General features: G+C 58.8%; 15 protein-coding genes and 1 tRNA gene. 10 read left to right on the top strand and 6 right to left on the bottom strand.

From position 1 onward, the window contains the following. The first annotated feature begins 491 nt into the window (after positions 1-491). Complete coding sequence (locus DW112_RS09200) at positions 492-2,381, top strand: carbon starvation protein A (protein WP_118328824.1); 1,890 nt, start codon at positions 492-494, stop codon at positions 2,379-2,381. A gap of 183 nt (positions 2,382-2,564) precedes the next feature. Next, positions 2,565-4,754: a hypothetical protein gene (locus DW112_RS09195; RefSeq protein WP_158571750.1), complete on the top strand. Its 2,190-nt coding sequence runs from the start codon at positions 2,565-2,567 to the stop codon at positions 4,752-4,754. An 876-nt stretch (positions 4,755-5,630) separates the two neighbouring features. Here the strand turns inward: DW112_RS09195 and DW112_RS09190 are convergent. The 4 genes from DW112_RS09190 to DW112_RS09175 form a co-directional block, all read right to left on the bottom strand. Further along, positions 5,631-5,705: transfer RNA gene (locus DW112_RS09190), tRNA-Gln, on the bottom strand. 38 nt (positions 5,706-5,743) lie between these two features. Continuing rightward, positions 5,744-6,649 carry a peptidoglycan-binding protein gene (locus DW112_RS09185; RefSeq protein WP_187361857.1) on the bottom strand — a complete coding sequence of 302 codons (906 nt, stop codon included), beginning with the start codon at positions 6,647-6,649 and terminating at the stop codon, positions 5,744-5,746. A 139-nt stretch (positions 6,650-6,788) separates the two neighbouring features. Then, entirely contained in the window at positions 6,789-7,802 is a 1,014-nt protein-coding gene (locus DW112_RS09180; RefSeq protein ID WP_118328822.1) for a polyprenyl synthetase family protein, read from the bottom strand. Between the two features lie 127 nt (positions 7,803-7,929). After that, positions 7,930-10,380, bottom strand: a complete 2,451-nt coding sequence (locus tag DW112_RS09175; RefSeq protein ID WP_117779418.1) for a PTS transporter subunit EIIC — start codon at positions 10,378-10,380, stop codon at positions 7,930-7,932. Positions 10,381-10,604: 224 nt separating this feature from the next. Between DW112_RS09175 and DW112_RS09170 the strand changes: the two genes are divergently transcribed. The 5 genes from DW112_RS09170 to DW112_RS09150 all read left to right on the top strand — a co-directional run bounded on the left by DW112_RS09170 (position 10,605) and on the right by DW112_RS09150 (position 15,996). Then, entirely contained in the window at positions 10,605-11,324 is a 720-nt protein-coding gene (locus DW112_RS09170) for a GntR family transcriptional regulator (protein WP_117776883.1), read from the top strand. A 306-nt stretch (positions 11,325-11,630) separates the two neighbouring features. Then, positions 11,631-12,947: an ABC transporter substrate-binding protein gene (locus DW112_RS09165; RefSeq protein WP_055252173.1), complete on the top strand. Its 1,317-nt coding sequence runs from the start codon at positions 11,631-11,633 to the stop codon at positions 12,945-12,947. An 87-nt stretch (positions 12,948-13,034) separates the two neighbouring features. Then, positions 13,035-13,889 carry a carbohydrate ABC transporter permease gene (locus DW112_RS09160; RefSeq protein ID WP_055252174.1) on the top strand — a complete coding sequence of 285 codons (855 nt, stop codon included), beginning with the start codon at positions 13,035-13,037 and terminating at the stop codon, positions 13,887-13,889. Next, positions 13,889-14,728 (top strand): carbohydrate ABC transporter permease, encoded by an 840-nt coding sequence (locus tag DW112_RS09155; protein ID WP_117584245.1) that lies wholly within the window; start codon positions 13,889-13,891, stop codon positions 14,726-14,728. Before DW112_RS09160 ends, DW112_RS09155 begins: the two co-directional genes overlap by 1 nt. Positions 14,729-14,796: 68 nt before the next feature. Then, positions 14,797-15,996 (top strand): ABC transporter ATP-binding protein, encoded by a 1,200-nt coding sequence (locus DW112_RS09150; protein WP_055252176.1) that lies wholly within the window; start codon positions 14,797-14,799, stop codon positions 15,994-15,996. A 455-nt stretch (positions 15,997-16,451) separates the two neighbouring features. Here DW112_RS09150 and glgP read toward each other — a convergent pair whose 3' ends face one another. Continuing rightward, positions 16,452-18,719 carry a glycogen/starch/alpha-glucan family phosphorylase gene (glgP, locus tag DW112_RS09145; protein ID WP_117776882.1) on the bottom strand — a complete coding sequence of 756 codons (2,268 nt, stop codon included), beginning with the start codon at positions 18,717-18,719 and terminating at the stop codon, positions 16,452-16,454. Positions 18,720-18,847: 128 nt separating this feature from the next. Further along, positions 18,848-20,425 carry a 4-alpha-glucanotransferase gene (gene malQ / locus DW112_RS09140; protein WP_255413150.1) on the bottom strand — a complete coding sequence of 526 codons (1,578 nt, stop codon included), beginning with the start codon at positions 20,423-20,425 and terminating at the stop codon, positions 18,848-18,850. 291 nt (positions 20,426-20,716) lie between these two features. Here malQ and DW112_RS10200 point away from each other — a divergent pair, with 291 nt between their 5' ends. The 3 genes from DW112_RS10200 to DW112_RS09125 all read left to right on the top strand — a co-directional run bounded on the left by DW112_RS10200 (position 20,717) and on the right by DW112_RS09125 (position 22,512). Then, a complete protein-coding gene (locus DW112_RS10200; protein ID WP_084591805.1) occupies positions 20,717-21,310 on the top strand; it encodes an ATP-binding protein in 594 nt (197 codons plus the stop codon). Between the two features lie 327 nt (positions 21,311-21,637). Beyond that, positions 21,638-22,174, top strand: coding sequence for a hypothetical protein (locus tag DW112_RS09130; protein WP_035137761.1), 537 nt, complete (start codon positions 21,638-21,640; stop codon positions 22,172-22,174). 8 nt (positions 22,175-22,182) lie between these two features. Beyond that, positions 22,183-22,512 carry a helix-turn-helix transcriptional regulator gene (locus DW112_RS09125; RefSeq protein ID WP_052044110.1) on the top strand — a complete coding sequence of 110 codons (330 nt, stop codon included), beginning with the start codon at positions 22,183-22,185 and terminating at the stop codon, positions 22,510-22,512. Positions 22,513-22,548: the final 36 nt, after the last annotated feature.

Below are 22,548 nucleotides of genomic sequence, written 5' to 3'. Positions count from 1 at the left end.
CGAGCGGGCGTATACAAGGTTTATCGCGAGTTCCGCACGAGCCGGAGAGCACTTAATGTGCTCTCCGTGCGAGCAGGACTGTAGAGCAGGAAACCTTGTATACGCCCGCTCGCTCCCGAGGGGCATCTCTCATGCAAAAACTTTTGTTGGGTAAAGTCCGAGGTCAGTGGCGTTTTATACCGAGAATTTCAAAAAAAGTTGAAAATTCATTACAAATTTGCGTTGACTTTAGGTAACTAAAGTTACATACTCCTTTTCAACCACTGGGGGATGTGAACCGCACGGATCGTTCACATCATGATTGAAGAGGATTTTTTAGACATGTTCACGCATCAGCTAAACATTATCAGCGTAGTAATTATCTGATGCGGGTTAGCACATATAGCTAGCCCGTACGATAACGGGCGGCTGATGAAGATGAGGGTCGTCGAGCGCAACCGACGGCCCTCATTTTTTATGTCTGAGAAGTTCTTTTTAGAGGAGGAAATGTAATGAACGGAGTTTTGCTCATGGTTGTGGCCGCGGCGGTGCTCGCCTGCGGCTATCTGGGCTACGGCCGCTGGCTGGCCAACAAGTGGGGCGTTGACAAAGAGGCCCTCACGCCGGCCAAGCGCATGAAGGACGGCAAGAGCTTCTCGCCCGTCTCCGCCTTTACCGCGTTCTCGCATCAGTTCAGCTCGATCTGCGGTGCTGGCCCTGTCACGGGTACGATCGTCGCCATGGCCTTTGGCTGGCTGCCCGTCGTGCTCTGGGTCCTCGTCGGCGGCATCTTCTTTGGCGCCGTCCACGACTTTGGTGCTCTGTACGCTTCGATGAAGAACAACGGCAAGTCGCTCGCTCAGCTCATCGAGAAGTACATCGGCAAGACCGGCCGTCGCCTGTTCCTGCTGTTCTGCTGGCTGTTCTGCATCATCGTCATCGCCGCCTTCACCGACATGGTCTGCAAGACGTTCATGTTCACCCCGGCCGTTGACGCTTCTGGCGCCGCTACCGGTGCCATCGACTTCACCAAGTCCTATGCCGCTGGCTGCGCTGGCACCATCTCCATCCTGTTCACCTTCGTCGCTATCGCCTTTGGTTGGGCCCAGAAGAAGTTCAACCTCACCGGTGCCGCCGAGTTCGTCACCGGCGTGGTCCTCATGGTTCTCATGTTCGCCGTCGGTATGCAGTTCCCGGTCTACCTGGATAAGTTCCAGTGGTTCGCCGTCGTCATGGTCTACCTGGTCTTCGCTGGCGCCATGCCCATCCAGATGCTCAAGACCCCGCGCGACTACCTCACCTCGATCATGATGATCGTCATGATCGCCTGCGCTGTCCTCGGCATCGTTGTCCTGGGCGTTAACGGTCAGGCCACCATTACCGCCCCGGTCTTCACCGGCTTTAGCAATGCCTCGGGCATGATGTTCCCTGTCCTGTTTGTCTCTGTTGCCTGCGGCGCTCTCTCCGGTTTCCACAGCCTCGTTTCTTCCGGTACCTCCTCTAAGCAGGTCGAGAAGGAGCAGGACGCCGTCAAGGTCGGTTATGGTGCCATGATCGTCGAGTCCTTCGTCGGCATCCTTGCCATCATCGTCGCCGGCATCATGTTCTCCGACATGAACACCGCCGGTACTGGCGCCCTCAACGCCGGTGTCGCTTCCACCCCGTTCCAGGTCTTCGCCGCTGGCATCTCCCGCGGTATGCAGGCCTTCGGCGTTGACGGCACGCTCGCCACCGTCTTCATGACCATGAACGTCTCCGCGCTGGCCCTGACCTCGCTCGACGCTGTCGCCCGCATCGCCCGTACGTCCTTCTCCGAGTTCTTTGCCCAGACCAACGACGCCCTCGCCATCGAGTCCAAGGCCGGCTACATGAAGGTTCTCGGCAACCCCTGGTTCGCCACGGTCGTCACCCTGCTTCCCGGTCTCGCCCTCGCCTTTGGCGGTTATGCCAACATCTGGCCGCTCTTTGGTGCTTCCAACCAGCTGCTCGGCGGTATGACCATGATCACCCTCGCCGTGTTCTGCAAGTGCACTGGCCGCAAGGGCTGGATGCTCTACGTGCCCGTCGCCTTCCTGCTCTGCTGCACCTTCACCTCGCTGGTCCAGAGCGCCATGGGCTGCATGGCCGCCGTCCAGGCCTACGGCTTCTTCGGCACTATCCCGGCTACCGCCACCACGGCCGCCGTCTCCGTCGCCGCCACCAAGGGCCTGCAGCTCGTCTTTGCCATCCTGCTGATGGTCCTGGGCCTCATCGTTGCCGTCAACTGCCTCAAGGAGTTCTTCGGCAAGGAGGCCGGCTCCATGCCCGACGAGGAGCCCGAGTGGTCCGAGATGGGCAAGGCCGAGTATGGTCGCGCCGCTGCTGCCGAGGCTCCCGCCGACGCCGCAACCGTCGAGGCTTAATCGACCTAACGACGCGAACGTCACATCTATATGACTCGGAAGGGTCGGGTCCGCAACTACGCGGGCCCGGCCTTTTTTCATGTAAAAGCGAGCGGCGCCTGAGTGTTCTCGCAGTTGTTTTGCGTGGGTAGGGGCGCGCGTTGTACCATATAGACGTATATGCGTACATATGAAAGGGGCCCCGTGGCCAAGACGGTATATTCCGATAACCAAAACAATGTCGATGCTCTGGCTGAGCGTTTGAGCAGCCAGACGTCGCTTTCTGCTGAGCGTGCCAAGCTGGTTGCCTACGACCTGCTCTGCCGCAAGGCACTCAAGATCAAGTCGAGCGCGCTGGCGCAGATTTTCCGCTCCGTCGACAAGGAATGTGACACCAAGGCGATGCGCGATGAGCTCATCGCGGCGAAGATCGTTACCAAGATCGAGGGCAGCGGCATTAACGGGCGCCCGGCGTTCTATACCATTCATGCCGAGATTTGCGATGACCAGGAGCAGCCTGCCGAGGCCGCCGAAGAGATCGTCGAGGATGTTGCCGAGATGCCTGCTGTGGCGGCAACGGCTCAACGCGAGCACGTCGATACCGACGAGCTGCTTGACGAGGACGTCGTTCGCGCCTTTACGGCTAAGGCGGGCCGCGGCGGTTTTGGCGGGGGCGGCAAGCGCGATGCGCAGCGCCGCGCCCAGCAGGAGCGCTTCCGTCGTGCCGTTGCTCAAAAGGGTGAGACGGATGCCGAGGCTGTTGAGAACGAGGTTGCTGCCGAGTCGCAGAGGCCCGCGAAGGAGCAAAAGCCCGTGGAGGCCCAGGAGCCCCAGCGTCGCCGTGGTGCCCACTTTAAGGCTGCGCAGCAGGATGTCGCGCATGAGGTTGAAGAGCCTTCCGAGGCTGCAGACGATGTTGAGGAGTCTGCCAAGAAGGCTCCGGGTTCATGCCGTCCCGGGCGTGGTTTTGCGAGGCGCGCGTATCCCGTAAGGCGTCAGGAGAAGGGCGAGCCGGCTCCGACCGCTCAGGCCGAGAAGGCCGAACAAACCGAGAAAACCGTTGAGCCGGCGGCTCGCGAGCAGAAGCCTGTTGAGCCGCAGCTTGAGGTTGCTGCCGAGGCCAAGGGCGAGCAGCCTACTGATGGGCAGACGGAGCAGGGCGCGTCGAGCAGGCCTCGCCGCCGTCGCCATCGCGGGGGTCGCAGTTCCCATGCCGAGACTGCAGCCGAGAAGACCACGCCGCAGGACGAGGATGCGAAGGCCGAGGTTTCTTCGGGGCAGCCTAAGCGCCAGCCGGCGAAGGAGAGCAAGTCCGATCGTCCGCAGAAGCAGGCGTCTATGCCGAAGCGCGAGCGCAATTCCCAAGGCGATTCTAAGCGCAGGTCTCAGAAGAAGCCGGAGTCTGCCGCAGCAGATGCTGCTGCCCAGCAGCCCGAGTCGGCCGTCCACGGCGAGGTATCGGCGTTTGCCCTTGCCCGCGTTTTAGGCAGGCAGCTGCTCAAAGTTGTCCCTACGCCTACGGCGCTCTCTAAGATCAAGGAGCAGCAGACACAGATCGTAAAGGTCGAGGGCAAGGACGGCAAAAAGGCTCCGCAGCGCACTCAGCACAACGAGATGTCCAACCGCAAGATTGCCGAGGAAATCGCAATCATCCAGGCTTGGATCGAGCAAAACCGAGGTGCCGATACGCCGGTTGCCTCGCGCCGCCAGCGTGCCTACCAGATTTTTAACGACGAGAAGGCTTTTGACGGCAAGCACGGCGAGCGTCTAATTCGGCGTATGACCGAAAAGGGCATCAGCATGCAGGCGATTAAGGTCGCCCCCAACCGCCCCGTGCACTTTACGGGTTTCTTTACGCTGGGCGCCGATAAGCCGTTCATTATGGTCGAGAACCTGGACACCTATGACGAGATCGTCAAGCTCCTGCGCGGCCGCAAGCACGCTAAGCTCTTTGGCATCAAGGTGGGCGGCGTGATTTTTGGCGGCGGATGCAAGGCGAGCGTCTCGCATGCCCTGGACGATTATCTGGCTGAGATCGGCTATCGCTTTAACTACGTCTACTACGTGGGCGATATCGACCGCGAGGGCGCGCGCATCGTCGAGCAGGCTCGCAATGCCAATGTGGTTGAGATTCGCCTGCATGCCGGCATGTACCGCGCCATGCTCGCCGAGCATAAGCGTCGCGTGAAGGCCGGCGGCGAGTGCGAGCCCGCGGCTGCCAACCAGGGCGTGCCGCAGAACTTGGCGGCGACGATCAAGGATCTGCCCATGGTCACGCGCGTGCAGTTCCGCAATGTGCTGCGCGAGGGCGGGCGCATTCCGCAGGAGATTCTGATGACCGCCGACTATCGGGATGGCGACTCGGGAAGCTTCGACCGCATGCTGAACAACTAAATTCCGCCGGCCCCGGGAGAGCGGGGACACCGGCTTAGGTTTCCTGCTCTACAGTCCTGCTCACGACGGAGGCCACATTAAGTGGCCTCCTGTTCGTGCGGAACTCGCGATAAGCCTAAGCCGGTGTCCCCGCTCTCCCGGGGCCTGTCGTGGCTTGGCCGTTGCATGCGGCTCGCTTTTCGGAACGGGGCTGACGGACACGTTCCGAAATCTACCACCGTCGCTGTGCAGGGTGTCTATAAAGAGCCGTGGCCAAAAAACATCAAATATGAGTACTGATACTCTTTTAGTAGCAGTAATTTTGACCACATTTAAGGTGATTTGACGTGTCGATCGAGCAGATAAGCTGCCGTATCTCCTCAAGTGTTCATTAAAGGAAGACCTTGATGCGAATAAATCTCATTAAGATCTTCTTTTATTAACGAAAATAATGTAGCTACAACGGTGACAGTACTCATATTTGCCGTTTTTTGGCCACAGTCCTTCGGAGGGTCCTCGAAAATAGTCCCGAGCCGGCACTTGGGGACGTTCCTATAATGCCGGCACTTAGGAGCGTCCCCAAGTGCCGGCACCGCGTCTGCCTGCGGCGGCCGCGCCCCGCTGCGTCGCTCCGCATCCTTGCGGGTTCGGATTCCTCCGCTTGGCGGCGTTGGCTCGATTTGCTTGACGTGAGGGGCTCTTGGCTGGTGTGGGACGGAGGGATTCCGCGTCCGCCTGGTCGGCGACCGCGCCCCGCTGCGTCGCTTCGCTCCTTGCGTGCTGCGCTGGAAAACGCTTCGCGTTTCCTCAGCTCCGCACCCTTGCGGGCTCGAATTCCTCCGCTTGCCCACAAGAAAGCGCCCTGGGCCGTTATGGGCTTAGGGCGCTCAGTTTTAATGGCTGGGACGGAGGGATTCGAACCCCCAACAGCCGGCACCAAAAACCGGAGTTCTACCGTTGAACTACGTCCCAATGTGTGGTGTTGCCCAAAAGCAACTCGTCTAGTTTACCTAATCTGCGAGGGCATCGCAAACGCCATCGAGTAGGCGTACGGCGAGCGTCTGCGCGTCGCTGGCCGTGAAGGTGCCGTTGTAGCGCGTCATGCCCGTGAGCTCAATGCGAATGCGAGCCGGCTTCTGCTGCGCGGCGACATTGGCGGTGCGGATGCGCTGGGCCAGGTTGTGGCACTCGGCGAGGGCAATCGTGGCGCGTGGCGCGGCATCGGCGGGCAGCTCGTCGCTTGCGATCTCGAGCACCAGGTCAACGTCAGTTGGGACCTCGGAGTCGCAGAGCATCATGCCGCTGTTGTCGGTCGTTGCCGTGGCGATGTTCCACATGCGCGAAGCAACGCTGCGTGCGATGGGGTCCTCACCGATAACGGCGATCTGGAAGCGCTCGAGCACGTTGGCGGCGCGAGCAAAACCGATGCGGGACTCGGCTTCGGTGACCGAGGGCTTGCCCTCCCACACATGGTGCAGGCGGTTGATGTAGGCGTAGGTGTCCTGGAAGGCCATGCCGTCGGCAAACAGGCCGACATTTTCCTGGAACTGCTGCAGGGCGGCCTCGGTATGCGGACCAAAGTAGCCGTCGTCTTCGCCACAGGCAAAGCCCAAAACGTTGAGAGCGCGCTGCAGGGCCTGCACATCGGCGCCATGGAAATTGGGCATGCGCAGATACAGGGTGCGGTCGCCCAGCTTATACGAGGCGTCGACCAGGGCGCTCCAACAGGGGATATCGACGGCATGACCGGCAGCAAGGCCGCTGTCGAGCCTGAAGGTGCTGACGGCCTGCTCGGTGGTGGTGCCAAAGCGCTTGTCGACAACCTCGGCGTCATCGATTGTATAGCCGAGCTGCAGAAGGCGGGACTGGACGTCCTCGACGGCTGCTCCCTGCATGCCCGTGGTAATAGGTTCCATGAACGAACCCCTTTCGGCGTACCATTCGTACTATTTTGAGCGTGTGTCGGATAGACAACGCGAGACAATTTATAAACATGCACTCAATAGTGTAGCAACTTGTACCCAAACTCGCTGCCCACAGGTTTTATGACCCCCGCTAGTTAAGACGCTCCACAAAGAAATCTGCCATTGAGAGGAAGAGCTCGCGCGCATGCGGGTCGAGCTCGACGCCTTCGATAGCGGCCTTGGCCTTAGCGGTCAGGTCGAGCGCATAGGTGTGGGCGTAATCGATGGAGCCGGTCTCCTGGAAGATCTCCACGGCGCGTGCGAGCTGCGCAGGGTCCTCGGTGCCCGAGGAAAGGATTGCCTCGATCTCGTCGTGATAGCGCTTGTCTGACAGGGCATGCACGGCAACGAGGGTGCGCTTGCCCTCGGTGATATCGGTGCGGAAGTCCTTGTTGGCGGCCTCCTTGGTGCCGATCAAGTTGAGCAGGTCGTCTTGAATCTGGAAGGCAAGGCCCGTGTGCAGCCCAAAGGCGCGCAGTGCCTCAATCTGCTCTTCGCTGCCGCCGCCGATAATGGCTCCGGCGGCAAGCGGCGTCGCTCCGCTGTAGTACGCGGTCTTGTGCGTCGCCATGTCCAGATAATCGTCGACCGAAATGTCAAAGCGCTCGTCGCGGACCCAGCCCAGGTCGAGCGCTTGGCCCTCGATGGTACGGACGATCATCTCGGTAAGCTCGTGGAGCACGTGAAGCTTCACGTCTGCGTTGAGTGTGGGGTCGTCGAGAACCGTCTTGGTGACCATGGTGAGCGCCAGGTCACCGCAGTTGATGGCAAGACCGGTGCCCTCGGTAAGGTGCATGCAGGGCTTGCCGCGACGAATCTGCCCGTTGTCGGCGATGTCGTCGTGGATGAGTGCGCCCGACTGAAAGTGCTCGATGGCCGCCGCTGCGCTGCGGGCGCTCTCAAAGCTGCCGCCTACCGCAGTGGCGGCGAGCATGCAGATGAGCGGGCGGTGGCGCTTGCCAGCGTTTGCCGTAAATGCCGAGAGCGGGGTATACAGGTAGCGCTCGATATCGGCGGAAGTCGCCTGTCCGTCAAAGAACGTGGCCAGATAGTCGTTAATCTGGTCAAAGTGCTGGGCTAAAAAGCTGGTAAACGGACTGGACACGGGTTCTCGCATTCTTTGATAGGTTGCATCGTTGCATTATGCAGACAACATATTGCCACATTAGGGCGTCGAGCGCGGCGGTTGAAGACGATTGGTCCATGCGGCCGCAAGTGCGGTAGGGGCTTGGCTAGATAAGCCCAAAGTGTTCGAGCGCGGTGACGACGCCGTCGTGGTCGATGCTGTCGGTGACATAGTCGGCCTTTTCCTTGAGGAAGTCCGGCGCATTGCCCATGGCGATACCGACATCGACGGCGTTCATCAGCGAGACGTCATTGCTGGCGTCGCCGATGCCGTATACGGTTCCGTGGTGGGGATCGAGGGCGTCGAGTACGGACTGGATACCCTCGCGCTTGGTGCATTCGCGAGGCGAAATCTCGGTCACTTCGAGCTCGAGCTCGTTAAAGCAGAGCAGCGGCTCAAACGCTTGATCCTGAGCGATGCGGTTGGCAAGCGACGTGGACATTAAGATCTTGTAGGCGCTGTAATGTTGCAGCTGCGTAATTGCATCGCCCACGGTGCGGGCGTATCCCGGAGCGTCGGGCGCATCGGCACTCATGCGAACGACGCCATTGAGTCCCTCAAAACGAATCACTTCGTCCGATTGCTCAAGAATGGGAGCAAGGCGCTGCAGCATGCCGGGCGTCATCGCCAAATCGCGAATCACGTGTCCCTCAAGTTCGACATAGCCACCCGCGAGGCAGACGATGCCGGTCCAGGGCAGCTCGAGCAGCTTTGGATGGATGCAGCTCAGCGTGCGCCCTGTGCAGATAAACGCCATATTGCCCTTGGCGACAAAATCACGGATGGCTTGCGAGACCGCTTCATTGGGATAGGGGGAGAGGTCTCGCTCGCTCTCGGGAAGCTCTTGTGCCACTCGAGGGTCTTGCCAGGCGAGTGTTCCGTCGATATCGAAGAAGCAGATATCGCCGCGCTTATGGGCTGCGCTGGCGGCAGGGGAGGCCGAGGTGGTGGACACAAATCCCGGCTCGAGGCCCATGATCTGGTCAAAATGCTCTTTAACGCGGGGAACGGAGATGCCAATAATCACCTGGGCGGTCTTGCCCGTAATGATGAGGCCCTTGGCGCCCACCGCGACAAACGACGCATTATCTGCAACGATGGAAGGGTCTGCGACCTCGACGCGCAGGCGCGTGGCGCAGTTGGTTGCGCCCACGATATTGCCAACGCCACCTAAAAGCTGAATTACCCGCTCAGCGAGGACGTGATCTTGATCGGATTGAATACTGACCTCGCCATTGGGAGATTGCTCTTTGGCAAAGCCGCTTCCCGTTAAACGATCGATTGCCGCGCGATTGGAGACATGATCCTCGCGGCCCGGCGTCTTAAGGTCATAGACCAAGATGAGTGCTCGAAAACTAACAAAAAAGATGAGGCTAAAGGCAAGACCGATACCGAGCGCCAAAAGGTAGGAGCCGGCATGCATTCGCATGAGTGGGATGAAGTTGAAGGCCGTCATTTCCATGAGACCGCCCGAGAAGATGCCGACGATGCCAAAGAAGTTCATGGTCATGGCAAGGCAGGAGGACAGGACGGCGTAGAGCAAAAAGAGTCCGGGATAGGTGAACATAAAGAGAAACTCGAGCGGCTCGGTGACGCCGCAGACCACCGAGGCGACGATGGCGGGCAAAAGGATGACCTTAAGGCCGGCGCGGCGTTCGGGTTTGGCGGTGAAATAGAATGCTGCCGCGATGGCGGGAAGGCCAAAGAGCTTGCCCCAGCCGGTGGCGGTAAAACCTGCCCAGGGCGCAAGTTCATTTAAAGGGCGCGTGCTATGGGAGAGAATGGGGAGCAGGTTGGTCCACGTGGCGTAAATACCGTCGTGAATGACCAGATTGTCGTAATAGATGGGCATATAGAGCAGATGGTGCAGCCCCATGGGCTCGAGCGCTCGCTCCAAAAACACAAAGATGCCCACGCCGAAGGGGCCGACGCCCGCAAGTGCGTGGCGCAGCGTTTCGGTCACAGCGTATGCGAAGGGCACGATGGCGGCCGAGATGGCGGCAAGGGCAAACACGGCAAAAAAGCTGATGAGGTAGACGAGCGAGGAACCCGAGAACGTGCCGAGCCAATCGGGAACCTTGGCATCGTAGAAGCGGTCATGGATGGCAACGACGGTTGCCGACACCGCCAGCGGGCCGATAATGCCGGTGTCGAGCGTCTTGATGCCGTCGATGACGGTGATGCCGCTGGCGGGGGTTAAAGACGACGGGTACTTAAGTCCAAGGTTGTCGCCGCTCAGCTTAATGATCTCGCTCAAAAAGAAACAGTAGGCAAAATAGGCTACGAGCGCCTCGAGGCAGCAGCGTGCCGGTTGCTTTTGGGCAAGGCCGATGGGCAGCGCTACGGCAAAAAGGAGTGGAAGGCGCTTAAAGACCGTCCACGAGCCGCGCTGAATGATAGTCCAGAAAACGTACCAGGGGGTTCCGTATACGGCGAGGTCGCCGACGATATCCACGGTCGTTGCGAGGGCGGAGATGCCGACCATGAGGCCTGATATAGAAAACAGCATGGCGGGCGCGAACATTGCCCCGCCAAAGCGTTGGATTTTCTGCAGCATAATATGCCTTCCGGATGCAACATGCTGTGCGAGCAAGAACGTTTAAACAATGAACTCATTGTAGAGGACTGGCTGCTTGCCGCATTGACGGTTTTGATTCGGTCCGATTTGGGTTTCGGGGGAACCGTCGACGGTAAATAATCCGTACTTTACCGATAATCGGTTTAAACAACTTTAAGAAATGCTATCGTGCCTAGCCATACATATTCATTAGAGGTGAAGTTATGCCAAAAGCGATTTACGAAGGAATCTACCGCGAGATCCGTTCGCGCATCATTAACGGGACCTATGCGTTTCAGGAGATGCTGCCAACCGAAGCCGAGCTGACCGCGGAGTTTGGCTGCACGCGCAATACCGTTCGACGCGCCTTGAGCATGCTGGCCGACCAGATGTTTGTGCAGCCTATACACGGCAAGGGCGTGCGCGTTATTTGGCTTAAGGGCGAAACCGACATGCTGGGCGCACTCGAAGAGGTTGAGTCGTTTGGCGAGTTCGCAAAACGCAACAATGCCGTCGCATCGACCGAGGTCAAGTCTTTTGAACATTTGATTTGCACTGAGCAACTGTCGCGCCGCCTTGGCTTTAAGGTGGGCGAGGAGCTGATTCGCGTCGTGCGTGTCCGAAGCCTCAACGGCAGCGCGCGCCAGGTGGACCACGGCTACTTTTTGGAGTCGATCGCCAAGGGCCTGACCCCCGAGATTGCGGCAAGCTCTATCTACGACTATCTGGAGCACAAGCGTGGCGTCAAAGTGATGGCGAGCCGCCGTACGGTGAGCGTCGAGCTTGCCAACGATGAGGACTGCAGCTACTTGGACCTTGGCAAGTACAACTGCGTCGCCGTTATGGAGAGCCAGTCGTACACCTCGGACGGCATCTTATTTGAGGTGACGCATGCCCGCACGCATCCCGAGATCTTCCACTACCGCGTCAACTCCAAGCGATAGCCGGCTAGCTCGCAGCCTGACGAGACTCATGTCCTCAAAGAGAAAACGCCCGGTCAAACCGACGATGCATCGGCTTGACCGGGCGTTTTCTCTGCATTCGATAACAAGTAATTGTTTATACAAAACTTGTCAAGTATCAAGTTGAAATTACCGTTCACCGAAGTTTTTCTACCGCTCTAGTAATACTTGTTCAAACAACTAGCCAAATAGCGTATTGTACAAATCAGCAAAAGGGGCAAAGTCCCCGAGCCAATCTCCGAAGGCGGCGGCAAAGGGTGCCGCCACGGTGTGAAAGGGTGGATTGTAATGAAGAACGAAATGAGCAGAAGGCAGTTCCTGGGCTTCGCTGGCTCCGCGGCTGCGGTTCTTGGTCTGGGTCTCGTGGGCTGTGGTGGTTCTGCCGGCTCCGGCTCCTCTGCTTCTGGTGACGCTGCCGAGGTCTACTTCCTCCAATTTAAGCCTGAGGTCGACAAGGAGTGGAAGGAGATCGCCAAGGCGTACAAGAAGGAGAAGGGCGTCGAGGTCAAGATCGTGACCGCCGCCTCCAACACCTACGAGGAGAAGCTCAAGTCCGAGATGTCCAAGAGCTCCGCTCCGACGCTGTTCCAGGTCAACGGCCCCACCGGCCTTAAGAACTGGAAGGACTACTGCGCCGATCTTTCCGACACCAAGCTCCGCGGCGAGCTCATCGACGACTCCCTGGCGCTGCAGTCCGACGGCAAGGATCTGGGTATCGACTGGGTTCAGGAGAGCTACGGCATCATCTACAACAAGGAGCTCCTCGAGAAGGCCGGCTACAAGGCCGAGGACATCAACTCCTTCGACAAGCTGAAGGCTTGCGCCGATGACATCCAGGCCCGCAAGGACGAGCTCGGCGTTGACGGTGCCTTCACTTCCGCCGGCATGGATGACTCCTCCAGCTGGCGCTACACCACGCACCTCGCCAACCTCCCGCTCTACTACGAGTTCGAGAAGGAGCACAATCAGGAGGACGACGAGATCAAGGGCGAGTATCTCGACAACTTTAAGCAGATCTTCGACCTGTATATCACCGACTCCACCTGCGATCCTTCGCAGCTCGCCTCCAAGACCGGTGACGACGCCACCAACGAGTTCGCAACCGGCAAGGCCGTCTTCTACCAGAACGGCTCTTGGGCCTACGCCGACCTCACCAAGGCCGGTATGACCGACGACCAGCTCGGCATGCTGCCGATCTACATCGGCGTCGACGGCGAGGAGAACCAGGGCCTGTGCTCCGGCGGCGAGAACTACTGGTGCGTCAGCTCCCAGGCTTCCGAGGATGCCCAGAAGGCCACCGAGGACTTCATGTATTGGTGCGTCACTTCTGACACCGCCACCAGCATCATCGCTGACAAGATGGGTCTGACCGCCCCGTTCAAGAGCGCTAAGGAGACCACCAACGTCTTCTCGCAGCAGGCCGTTGCTATGGCCAAGGACGGCAAGAAGACCGTCGCTTGGGACTTCGTTTACATCCCCTCCGAGGAGTGGAAGAAGAACCTCAAGCAGGCTCTCATCGCTTATGCTGCCGACAACACCAAGTGGGACGGCGTCAAGAACGCCTTCGTCGATGGCTGGAAGACCGAGAAGGCTGCTTCCGAGTAAGCAGTTGCTGCCCAAGCTATCTGATTAGCGACAGGGGGCGGGCAGACGTAGGTTTGCCCGCCCCCTGCATATTGAAAGGACCCTTCTATGGGCAAAGCACTCAAGCGCTGGTGGCCGCTCTTTATGCTGCCCACGTGCCTGGCGTTTATGATCGGGTTCGTGATTCCCTTTATCCAGGGTTTCTATCTCTCGTTCTGCCAGTTTATTACCATCAATAACGCGCACTTTGTCGGTATCGAGAACTACGTGCGCGCGCTGTCCGATCCGCAGTTCTCCACGTCGTTCTTCTTTACCGTGGCGTTTGCCTTCCTGTCGACGGTGCTCATCAACGTGATCGCGCTGGCCATCGCGCAGGCGCTCACCCGCAAAGCGCTCAAGGGCACCAACATCTTCCGTACGATCTTCTTTATGCCTAACCTGATCGGCGGCATCGTGCTGGGCTACATTTGGCAGATTCTGATCAACTGCCTGCTCTCCAACGTGGGCGCCCAGCTCATCGCCCTTAACTCTGCTGCTGGCTTCTGGGGCCTTATCATCCTGACCCTGTGGCAGCAGGTCGGCTACATGATGATCATCTACATCGCCGGTCTGCAGTCCATCCCGTCTGACTACATCGAGGCCGCCAAGGTCGATGGCGCTACGGCATGGCAGACGTTTTGGAAGGTTAAGATCCCCAACCTGATGCCGACCATCACCATCTGCCTGTTCCTGTCCATCACCAACGGCTTTAAGCTGTTCGACCAGAACCTCGCCCTTACCGGTGGCGCCCCGGCGCACTCCACCGAGATGCTCGCCCTGAACATCTACAACACGTTCTATTCGCGTGCTGGCATCGCATGGCAGGGCATCGGTCAGGCCAAGGCAGTTATCTTCTGCATCCTGGTTGTCGCTATTTCTATGATCCAGCTTAAGGCCACGAGGTCCAAGGAGGTGCAGCAGTAATGAAACGCGATAAGGCTATCAACCGCGCGCTCTCGATCTTCTTTACGATTCTGTCGCTCGCATGGATCTACCCCGTGTTCATGATTGCGCTCAATTCCTTTAAGAAAGCGACCGCAATCAGCACCACCACGGCGTTCGATCTGCTCACGCCCGAGACGTTCAACGGCCTCGCAAACTACGTGCACGCTCTGAACGAGCAGGGCTTTGCCTCGGCGTTTATGTACTCGCTCATCATCACGGTCACGTCGGTCGTGCTGATTCTGGTGTGCTGCTCCATGTGCGCTTGGTACGTGGTGCGCGTCAACAGCAAGATCTCGAACTTCTTCTATTACCTGTTCGTCTTCTCGATGGTCGTACCGTTCCAGATGCTCATGTTCACGCTGTCCAACCTCGCGGACCGCATCGGCTTTAACACGCCGTTTAACATCTGCTTCATCTACCTTGGTTTTGGCGCGGGCCTCGCGGTCTTTATGTTCGCCGGCTTCGTCAAGAACATCCCGCTCGAGATTGAGGAAGCGGCCATGATCGACGGCTGCAACCCGGTCCAGGTGTTCTTTAAGATCGTCCTTCCCATTATGAAGCCCACCTATCTTTCGGTCGGCATCCTTGAGACCATGTGGGTCTGGAACGACTATCTGCTGCCCTACCTTACGCTCGACTCCACCAAGTACAAGACCATTCCTATCTTGATCCAGTACTTCCGTGGCGGCTATGGCCACGTCGAGCTCGGCCCCATGATGGCATGCATCATGATGGTCGTCATCCCCATCGTCATCATGTACATCTTCTGCCAGAAGTACATCATTGACGGCGTTGTGGCAGGTGCCGTCAAGGGCTGATGCCGTAACTGTTTTGCAAGTTTTGGCGGCGCCCCTCAGCGTGGCGCCGCGTATCGAAAGGTAGAGACATGGCCGAGATCGTTCTCAAACATGTTCAGAAGGTGTATCCCAACAACGAGTCCAAAAAGAAGGGCTTCTTTGGCAAAAAGAAGAAGACCGAGGAGAAGAAGCACAACCTCAAGGTTACCGAGGACGGCGTGCTCGCGGTGGAGGACTTTAACCTCACCGTGCATGACCAGGAGTTTATCGTCCTCGTTGGCCCTTCTGGCTGTGGTAAGTCCACGACGATGCGCATGGTCGCCGGCCTGGAGGACATCACCTCGGGCGATGTGCTCATCGATGGCAAGCGCGTCAACGACGTCGCTCCCAAGGACCGCGACATCGCCATGGTGTTCCAGAGCTATGCTCTGTACCCCAATATGACGGTGTACGAGAACATGGCGTTTACGCTCGAGCTCAAGAAGGTCCCCAAGGACGAGATCGACCGTAAGGTTCGCTCCGCTGCCGAGATCCTGGGTATTACCGAGTACCTCGACCGTAAGCCTAAGGCGCTCTCCGGCGGTCAGCGTCAGCGCGTCGCCATCGGCCGCGCCATCGTGCGTGATCCTAAGGTCTTCCTGATGGACGAGCCGCTGTCCAACCTGGACGCCAAGCTGCGTAACCAGATGCGTGCCGAGCTCATCAAGCTGCGCCACGAGATCAAGGGCACGTTCATCTACGTCACTCATGACCAGACCGAGGCCATGACCCTCGGTGACCGTATCGTGGTCATGAAGGACGGCGTCGTCCAGCAGATCGCCACCCCGCAGGAGGTCTTCAACCATCCCGCGAACATCTTCGTCGCCGGCTTTATCGGCGTGCCGCAGATGAACTTCTTCGATGCCCAGCTGGTGCGCTCGGGCAACGGCTTTACCGTCAAGACCGAGGATATGAACGTGGCGCTCGCCCCCGAGACCTGCGCTCAGCTTGCTCTCAACTGGGACGGCGGCGACGTGAAGGAGATCACGGCCGGCGTGCGTCCCGAGCAGATTCTGCTTGCCGACAAGGACGAGGAGGGCGCGCTCCAGGGTACCGTCGAGGTGACCGAGCTCATGGGTTCGACCGAGCATGTCCACGTGACCGCTCCCGATGGCCAGTTCGTCCTGATCATTCCCGTTGTCGACCTCGAGGCCAAGGGTGCGCTCAAGGCGGGCGACCCCATCTGGTTCAAGTTTGAGAAGAACGCGACCCACCTCTTCGATAAGGTCTCTGGCAAGAACCTTATCTAGGCCCGGTGCAACCAGGCCCTTCCTTTGGGCGACTGCGGTATTGCCATCCTTTTGCCGCGGTCACATATAAGGCTCCCCTCCCGTCCACTGGGCGAGAGGGGAGCCTTTCTTTGTGTTGGGACTGCCTGACCGGTCGTTTGTCTCGATCTGTAACGGATAGGGCCGATTTCGGACGTTAGATGTTACAGATCGAGACGGTTCCGCTGAGCTAACCATTTCATCTAAATCTGTAACACCAAAGGCGAATTTCACCTGCTAGATGTTACAGATTGAGATAAACCCAAGGGGAGGGGCCGGTATGTCTCAATCTGTAACAGCTGGGACCGTTTTGGTTGAGTAGTTGTTATGGATCGAGATTGTTTGGCCGAGTCGGATCACAGGGTAACGTGCGAGCACAAAAAACGGAGCCGCGTTGCCGTGGCTCCGTTTTCAAGAGGATGGGCGATGAAACCGAATTAGCTCAGGTGCCAGATCTCGTCGTTGTACTGGGAGATCGTGCGGTCGGACGAGAAGGTGCCGGCGTTGGCGATGTTGATCAGCGCCTTGCGCATCCAAGCGTCCTGGTCCTCGTAGTCGGCCAGCACGCGCTCCTTGGTCTGGATGTACTCCTCAATGTCGAGTAGAGCCATAAACCAGTCCTTGCCCATGATGTCGTCGTGCAGGCGCTGCAGGCGCTCGGCGTTGCCGGTCGCCATAAAGGCGGGGTTGGTGATGAAGTCCACCAGCAGCTTGATGCCGGGCTTGCGGTAGAGCGCGCCGGCGTCATAGGTGCCGTCGGCGTAGAGCTGCTCGACCTGCTTGGACGAGGCGCCAAAGGTATAGATGTTCTCGTCGCCGACAAGCTCGGCAATCTCCACGTTGGCACCGTCGAGCGTGCACAGGGTCAAAGCGCCGTTGAGCATGAACTTCATGTTGGAGGTGCCGCTCGCCTCCTTGGAGGCCAGGCTGATCTGCTCGGAGATGTCAGCAGCGGGGATCACGCGCTCGGCAGCGGTGACGTTGTAGTTCTCGATCATGACAACCTGCAGGTAGGGAGCCACGTCGGGGTCGTTTGCAATCCACTGGGACAGCGTCAGGATCAGGTGAATGATGTCTTGGGCGATAGTGTAGGCAGGGGCCGCCTTGCCGCCAAAGATGATGGTGACGGGATGCTTAGGTCTGTTGCCGTTCTTGATATCGAGGTACTTCCAGATGATGTAGAGCGCGAGCATCTGCTGGCGCTTGTACTCGTGGATGCGCTTGACCTGGACGTCGATGATGGCGTTGGAGGGAATGGTCACGCCCTGCTCGAGCGCCATGAACTGGCGCATGATGGCCTTGGCCTCGGCCTTGGTGGCGGCCAGGCGCTCAAGAACATCTTTGTCGTCAACGAACTCGGCAAGCTTACTCAGGTCGCCGGTGCTGCGCCAATCGGTGCCGATCACATCGTCGAGCAGGCTGGCGAGCGCGGGGTTGGCGCCATGGATCCAACGGCGGAAGGTGATGCCGTTGGTCTTGTTGGAGAACTTCTCGGGGTAGATCTCGTAGAACGGATGAAGCTCGGTATCCTCCAGGATCTTGGTGTGCAGCGCGGCGACGCCGTTGATGGAGAAGCCAAAGTGGATGTCCATGTGGGCCATGTGGACGGTGTCGTATTCGTCGATGATGGCGACGCGTGGGTCGTCGTGCTCGGCCTTGGCGATCTCATCGAGCTTGACGATAATGTCGGCGATGGCAGGGGAGACCTTTTGCAGGCTGGCGAGCGGCCACTTCTCGAGGGCCTCGGCAAGAATCGTGTGGTTAGTGTAGGCGACCATGGACCGTACGATGGTCACGGCCTCGTCAAACTCGATGTCGTGCTCGGTGGTGAGCAGGCGAATGAGCTCGGGAATGACCATGGTGGGGTGCGTGTCATTGATCTGGACTACGGCGTAGTCGGCCAGGTCGTGCAAGTTGCTGCCGCGCTCGATGGCCTCGTCGATCAGGAGCTGGGCGGCGTTGCTCACCATGAAGTATTCCTGGTAGATGCGAAGCAGGCGGCCCTGCTCGTCGGAATCATCCGGATAGAGGAACAAGGTGAGGTTCTTGGCGATCTCGGTCTTGTCGAAGTCGATGGAGCTGCCGGGGACCAGGCCGTCGTCGACACTTGCCAGGTCGAACAGGCGTAGGCGGTTCTTGGTGGGCTGGCCATAACCGGGTACATCGATGTTGACGAGCTTGGAAGTAACGGCAAAATCACCGAACTCGACGGTGTAGGAGCGGTCGTCGTCGACTAGGATGTCCTGCTCACCGAGCCACTCGTCGGGGACGGCCTTCTGCTGGTTGTCGACAAAGCGCTGGCGGAACAGGCCGTAATGGTAGTTGAGGCCCACGCCATCGCCGGTCAAGCCCAGCGTGGCGATGGAATCCAGGAAGCATGCGGCCAGACGGCCCAGGCCGCCGTTGCCGAGCGACGGTTCGACCTCGAACTCCTCGATCTTGTTGAGGTCGTGGCCCGCGGCGGTGAGCTGGTCCTTAACCTCGTCATAGATGCCAAGGTCGATCATATTGTTGATGAGCAGCTTGCCGATCAAAAACTCGGCAGAGATGTAGTAGAGCTTTTTCTTGCCGTTGTTGAGAGGACAGGCGGCAGAGCGCTCCTGCACGAGCTTGGCCAGCAGCTTATAAATACGACGGTCATCGAGCTGCTCGAGCGAGGTGCCAAAGGACTGCTCGGCAAGATCCGCAAGATTGATACGGGGCATGTTTCCTCCTGTGATGGGTTGATTACATGTCAGAAATTCAAAAGAAGCCCGCGCGAGGGATTGGAGTGGCCTCGCGCGGGGAAAACGGACGCGTCCGCACGATGGGGTGGGGTCGGGCGCGGTGGCTCCTATTGGGGAAGCTCAATTTCGTCTTCCGACGGGATGCGGAAGTAGGTCTCGGTCCAGCCGGTGAGCTTGTGCTCGAGCTCGCGGGTGATGGCGCCATCGAGCATGCGCCAGGTCCAGTTGCCGCCCATGGTGGCGGGAGTGTTGATGCGCGCCTCGTTGCCCAGGTTGAGCAGGTCCTGCATGGTGTAGATGCAGGTATCGCTTACGCTGGCGGCGATGGCGCGGTTGAGTGCATCGGCCATGGGCTCGCCTGCCTGCTGGTGGGTGTACAGGGCCGCCTGCTCGCGCTGACGCGGGGTGGCCGTTCCCTCAAACCAACCGCGCGCCGTCTCGTTGTCGTGTGTGCCCACATAGGCGACGGTGTTGGCAATGTAGTTGTGCGGCAGGTAGTACGAGTTGGTGCCCTCAAAGGCGAACTGCAAGATCTTCATGCCGGGGAAGCCCGAGTTGTCGCGCATGTCGATGACGCCGGGGGTGAGGAAGCCCAGGTCTTCGGCGATGATGGGCAGCGTGCCGAGCTTTTCCTCGAGCGTCTTGAAGAACTTGAGGCCGGGGCCCTGCGTCCACGAACCGTAGGACGAATCGGGTGAGGAGAACGGCACCTCCCAATAGGCCTCGAAGCCGCGGAAGTGATCCAGGCGGATGACATCGTACATGTCGAGGGCGGCGCGGATACGGCCCTCCCACCAGGAGAAACCGTCGGCTTCCATGGCGTCCCAGTCGTAGATGGGATTGCCCCAGTACTGGCCGGTGGCCGAGAACTGGTCGGGCGGCGTGCCGGCGACACTCACAGGATTACCGGCGGCGTCGATCTTAAAGAGCTCGGGCGTGGCCCACATCTCGACGGAGTCGCGCGAGACATAGATGGGCAGGTCGCCGATGATGAGGATATCGCGCTCGTTGGCATAGGCCTTGAGGCGGCTCCACTGACGATTGAAGAAGTACTGCGTCATCTGGTGGTAGAGCATGCGCGCGGGATGGGCGGCGCAGACCTTGGCAGAAGCCTCGCCGCGGGTACGGAGCTCTGCGGGCCACTCCCAAAAGGCCTTGAGACCGCACTCCTCCTTGACGGTCATGAACTCGCAGTAGGGGATGAGCCAGTCTTCGTTTGCTTGGACAAAGTCGTCGAAGTCGGCCGGCTTGTCGGCGGCAAAGCGCTCGGCGGCGCGGTCGAGAATCTGACGACGGCCACCAAAGATGGCACCATAGTCGACATTGCTGGGGTCGGAGCCCAGGTACACGCCGTCGATATCGCACTGCTCCAGATAGCCGGCCTCGATAAGCTCGGCAAAGTCGATGAAATTGGGGTTGCCCGCACGGGCCGAGAACGACTGATAGGGCGAGTCGCCATAGCTCGTTGTCGTAAGGGGGAGAATCTGCCAGTAATGTTGTTTGCACGAGGCGAGGAAATCGACAAAGTCATAGGCGTTCCAGCCAAAGCCGCCGATACCGTAAGGTCCGGGCAATGACGAAACGGGCATCAGAACGCCGCTTGCACGCTCCATGGATGCACTCACCGTCCTTTTGAATAAGGGGCTGCGCCGTAGATGGATAGACGGCTCGTCCCGAGTTTCCATTGCTATTGTCCCTATTGTAGAACATGTTGTTTAAACATGTATAGAGAGAATGAAAAAGTTGCCGACTTTCGGTGAATGGTAGTGCGCCATAGACGATATGAGTTGAACATTGGGAGCTCCTCCCCTTGCGGCTCTTTTGTGGGTCGGGCGACAATGGTCGTCGTCATTAAAGACCGGCTGCCAGCCAGGTTGCAACAATGCAAGAAGGGTTCACATTCAGTTGGCCGTTGACACAAACAATCGCGCGAAGACCTCGTCTTCTTCGGTAAGTCCAGGCGCGGCAAGACGCGCATGGCAGTCGCCCTCACGATGCGCGCGGTCGCCGCGGACATGTCGGTCAGGTTCTGGCAGACCGCGCAGCTGGTTCTCGAGCTCGGCAACGCGAAGCGCAAGGGAACGCTGTCGAAACTGTTGAACGACGTGTCGCCCGCGAGGCTGCTCGTGCTCGACGAGTTCGTCTACGTCCCCTGCGACGTAGACGGTGCGAGGGTTCTCTACCAGGTCATTTCCGTCCATGTAGTGCTCGTAGGCCGCGGCGTCGTCGGGCTCGTCGAAGGAGAGGGACTCCGTCCAGTCCCAGTAGGCCCCCGTCCAGGCGCCCCTGCGCCTGCCGGCCGGCGTCGTCTCGTCGAAGACGAGGCCGTGGCGCAGCAGGAACTTCGACATCCGCTGCTTGGCGTGTTGCAGGTCGTCGCGCGCGTCCTCGAGGGCGCTCGTCGGGGACCCACACCTCGACGACGTTGCGGCGCGCCAGCATGCGTGCCAGCCACTCGGCGTCGCGGCGGTCGTTCTTGCGGCCGCGGTCGGCCGCGGGCCGGTGCATCTTCGGGACCGCCCCGACGACGCAGCCGAGGCCGAGGGCCCGCAGCGCGCGGCCGCGGTTGATGGTACGACCATTGTCGCCCGACCCACGAGAGAGCTGCAAGGGGAGAGGCCCCAATGTTCAACTCATATCGTCTGTTGTGCCAGAGTCGCTCGGGAAAGCGCGACCGACGCAGCGCGCTGTTTTCCAGTCACATCCAGTTCGGGTTGATTTCAGCATGCGATAAGAAACTGGATTTGAATTTCGACTCGAAAGATGGGCAATGCTGATGAGAAACGCTTGGAGTTCGGGATTGCGCGGCGTGAAGCGACCCTCTTCTTATCGAGTTCGTTACAATGTAGGAAAAACAGTAAGTAAGAAGACCTCTGATTGCTTTAGGAGGAGCTGTGGTGAATAGCGCCCAGAAGATCGATAAGTCCATCCAGAAGATGATGACTCTCGGAAGAAGGCTTGGGATTCTGTTTACGGCGCTGTTTATAGCGGTGTGTTGCTGTTCGGTGGTGGTGGTTATTTCCATTGGGCTTATGGCTGCTCAAGGAAACCTATATGATCCATCAAAGACGGTTTCCGTAGTGGTTCCTTTGATGTATCTTCTGATTTCCGGAGGGGCCACATGGACCCTGCGGGGAATCAGCATGGACATGGCTCATGGCGAATCGCCCTTTACCCTTTCGCATGCTCGAAGAATCTCGATTATCGGGTGGCTGTTTGTTGCAGCGGCAATAGGTGACCTCTTGTTTTCTCCGGGGTTTCTTTCGATAGTGATTGGCCCCTTCGACTTGCTGGGGAACGCCTATTCGATGTTTGAAAACCTGGCCCTGCCCATAGATATTGGTGCTGTGCTGGGGGCCGTTTGCTGCTTCTCGATTTCTGCGATATGGCGCTACGGAGCTCTGCTTCAAGACCAGACCGAGGATTTGGTGTGAGGGGCGGCATGGACTATCTGATTATTGAGCTTGAAAGCTTATTGCTTCGACGCGGAAAGACGAGTACGGATATCATTCGGGCGACCGGGCACACACCGGCAAGTATCTCAAAAATACGAAATGGCAAGGTGAAGGCAATTAGGTTAAAGACATTGCTGGATATTTGCGTAGAGCTTGATTGCCAGCCTGGCGATCTTATTAAGCGCGTCAACGAAAGAGAACTTGAGGAACTGGCGACGCGGCGCGCCCGCAACGCGCTGAGCAGGGCGACCGCGACGGGTGATGACCCGGTCCTGGAGTCAGATCATGTTTACGTGGTCGATCTTAGAGACGACTGAGGCTGGAGAATAAAAAAGTATTGAGCAGGTGCAGCC

The organism is Collinsella sp. AM09-41 (genome assembly GCF_003473245.1).
Classification (GTDB): Bacteria; Actinomycetota; Coriobacteriia; order Coriobacteriales; family Coriobacteriaceae; genus Collinsella.
This window is presented reverse-complemented; position numbering and strand designations above follow the sequence as displayed.

Bases quoted from the DNA above. Each gene is read 5' to 3' on its own strand.
- DW112_RS09200 (WP_118328824.1), top strand. From the start codon at position 492: ATGAACGGAGTTTTGCTCATGGTTGTGGCCGCGGCGGTGCTCGCCTGC.
- DW112_RS09185 (WP_187361857.1), bottom strand. From the start codon at position 6,649: ATGGAACCTATTACCACGGGCATGCAGGGAGCAGCCGTCGAGGACGTC.
- DW112_RS09175 (WP_117779418.1), bottom strand. From the start codon at position 10,380: ATGCTGCAGAAAATCCAACGCTTTGGCGGGGCAATGTTCGCGCCCGCC.
- DW112_RS09170 (WP_117776883.1), top strand. From the start codon at position 10,605: ATGCCAAAAGCGATTTACGAAGGAATCTACCGCGAGATCCGTTCGCGC.
- DW112_RS09165 (WP_055252173.1), top strand. From the start codon at position 11,631: ATGAAGAACGAAATGAGCAGAAGGCAGTTCCTGGGCTTCGCTGGCTCC.
- DW112_RS09160 (WP_055252174.1), top strand. From the start codon at position 13,035: ATGGGCAAAGCACTCAAGCGCTGGTGGCCGCTCTTTATGCTGCCCACG.
- DW112_RS09155 (WP_117584245.1), top strand. From the start codon at position 13,889: ATGAAACGCGATAAGGCTATCAACCGCGCGCTCTCGATCTTCTTTACG.
- DW112_RS09150 (WP_055252176.1), top strand. From the start codon at position 14,797: ATGGCCGAGATCGTTCTCAAACATGTTCAGAAGGTGTATCCCAACAAC.
- glgP (WP_117776882.1), bottom strand. From the start codon at position 18,719: ATGCCCCGTATCAATCTTGCGGATCTTGCCGAGCAGTCCTTTGGCACC.
- malQ (WP_255413150.1), bottom strand. From the start codon at position 20,425: ATGGAAACTCGGGACGAGCCGTCTATCCATCTACGGCGCAGCCCCTTA.
- DW112_RS10200 (WP_084591805.1), top strand. From the start codon at position 20,717: ATGGCAGTCGCCCTCACGATGCGCGCGGTCGCCGCGGACATGTCGGTC.
- DW112_RS09125 (WP_052044110.1), top strand. From the start codon at position 22,183: ATGGACTATCTGATTATTGAGCTTGAAAGCTTATTGCTTCGACGCGGA.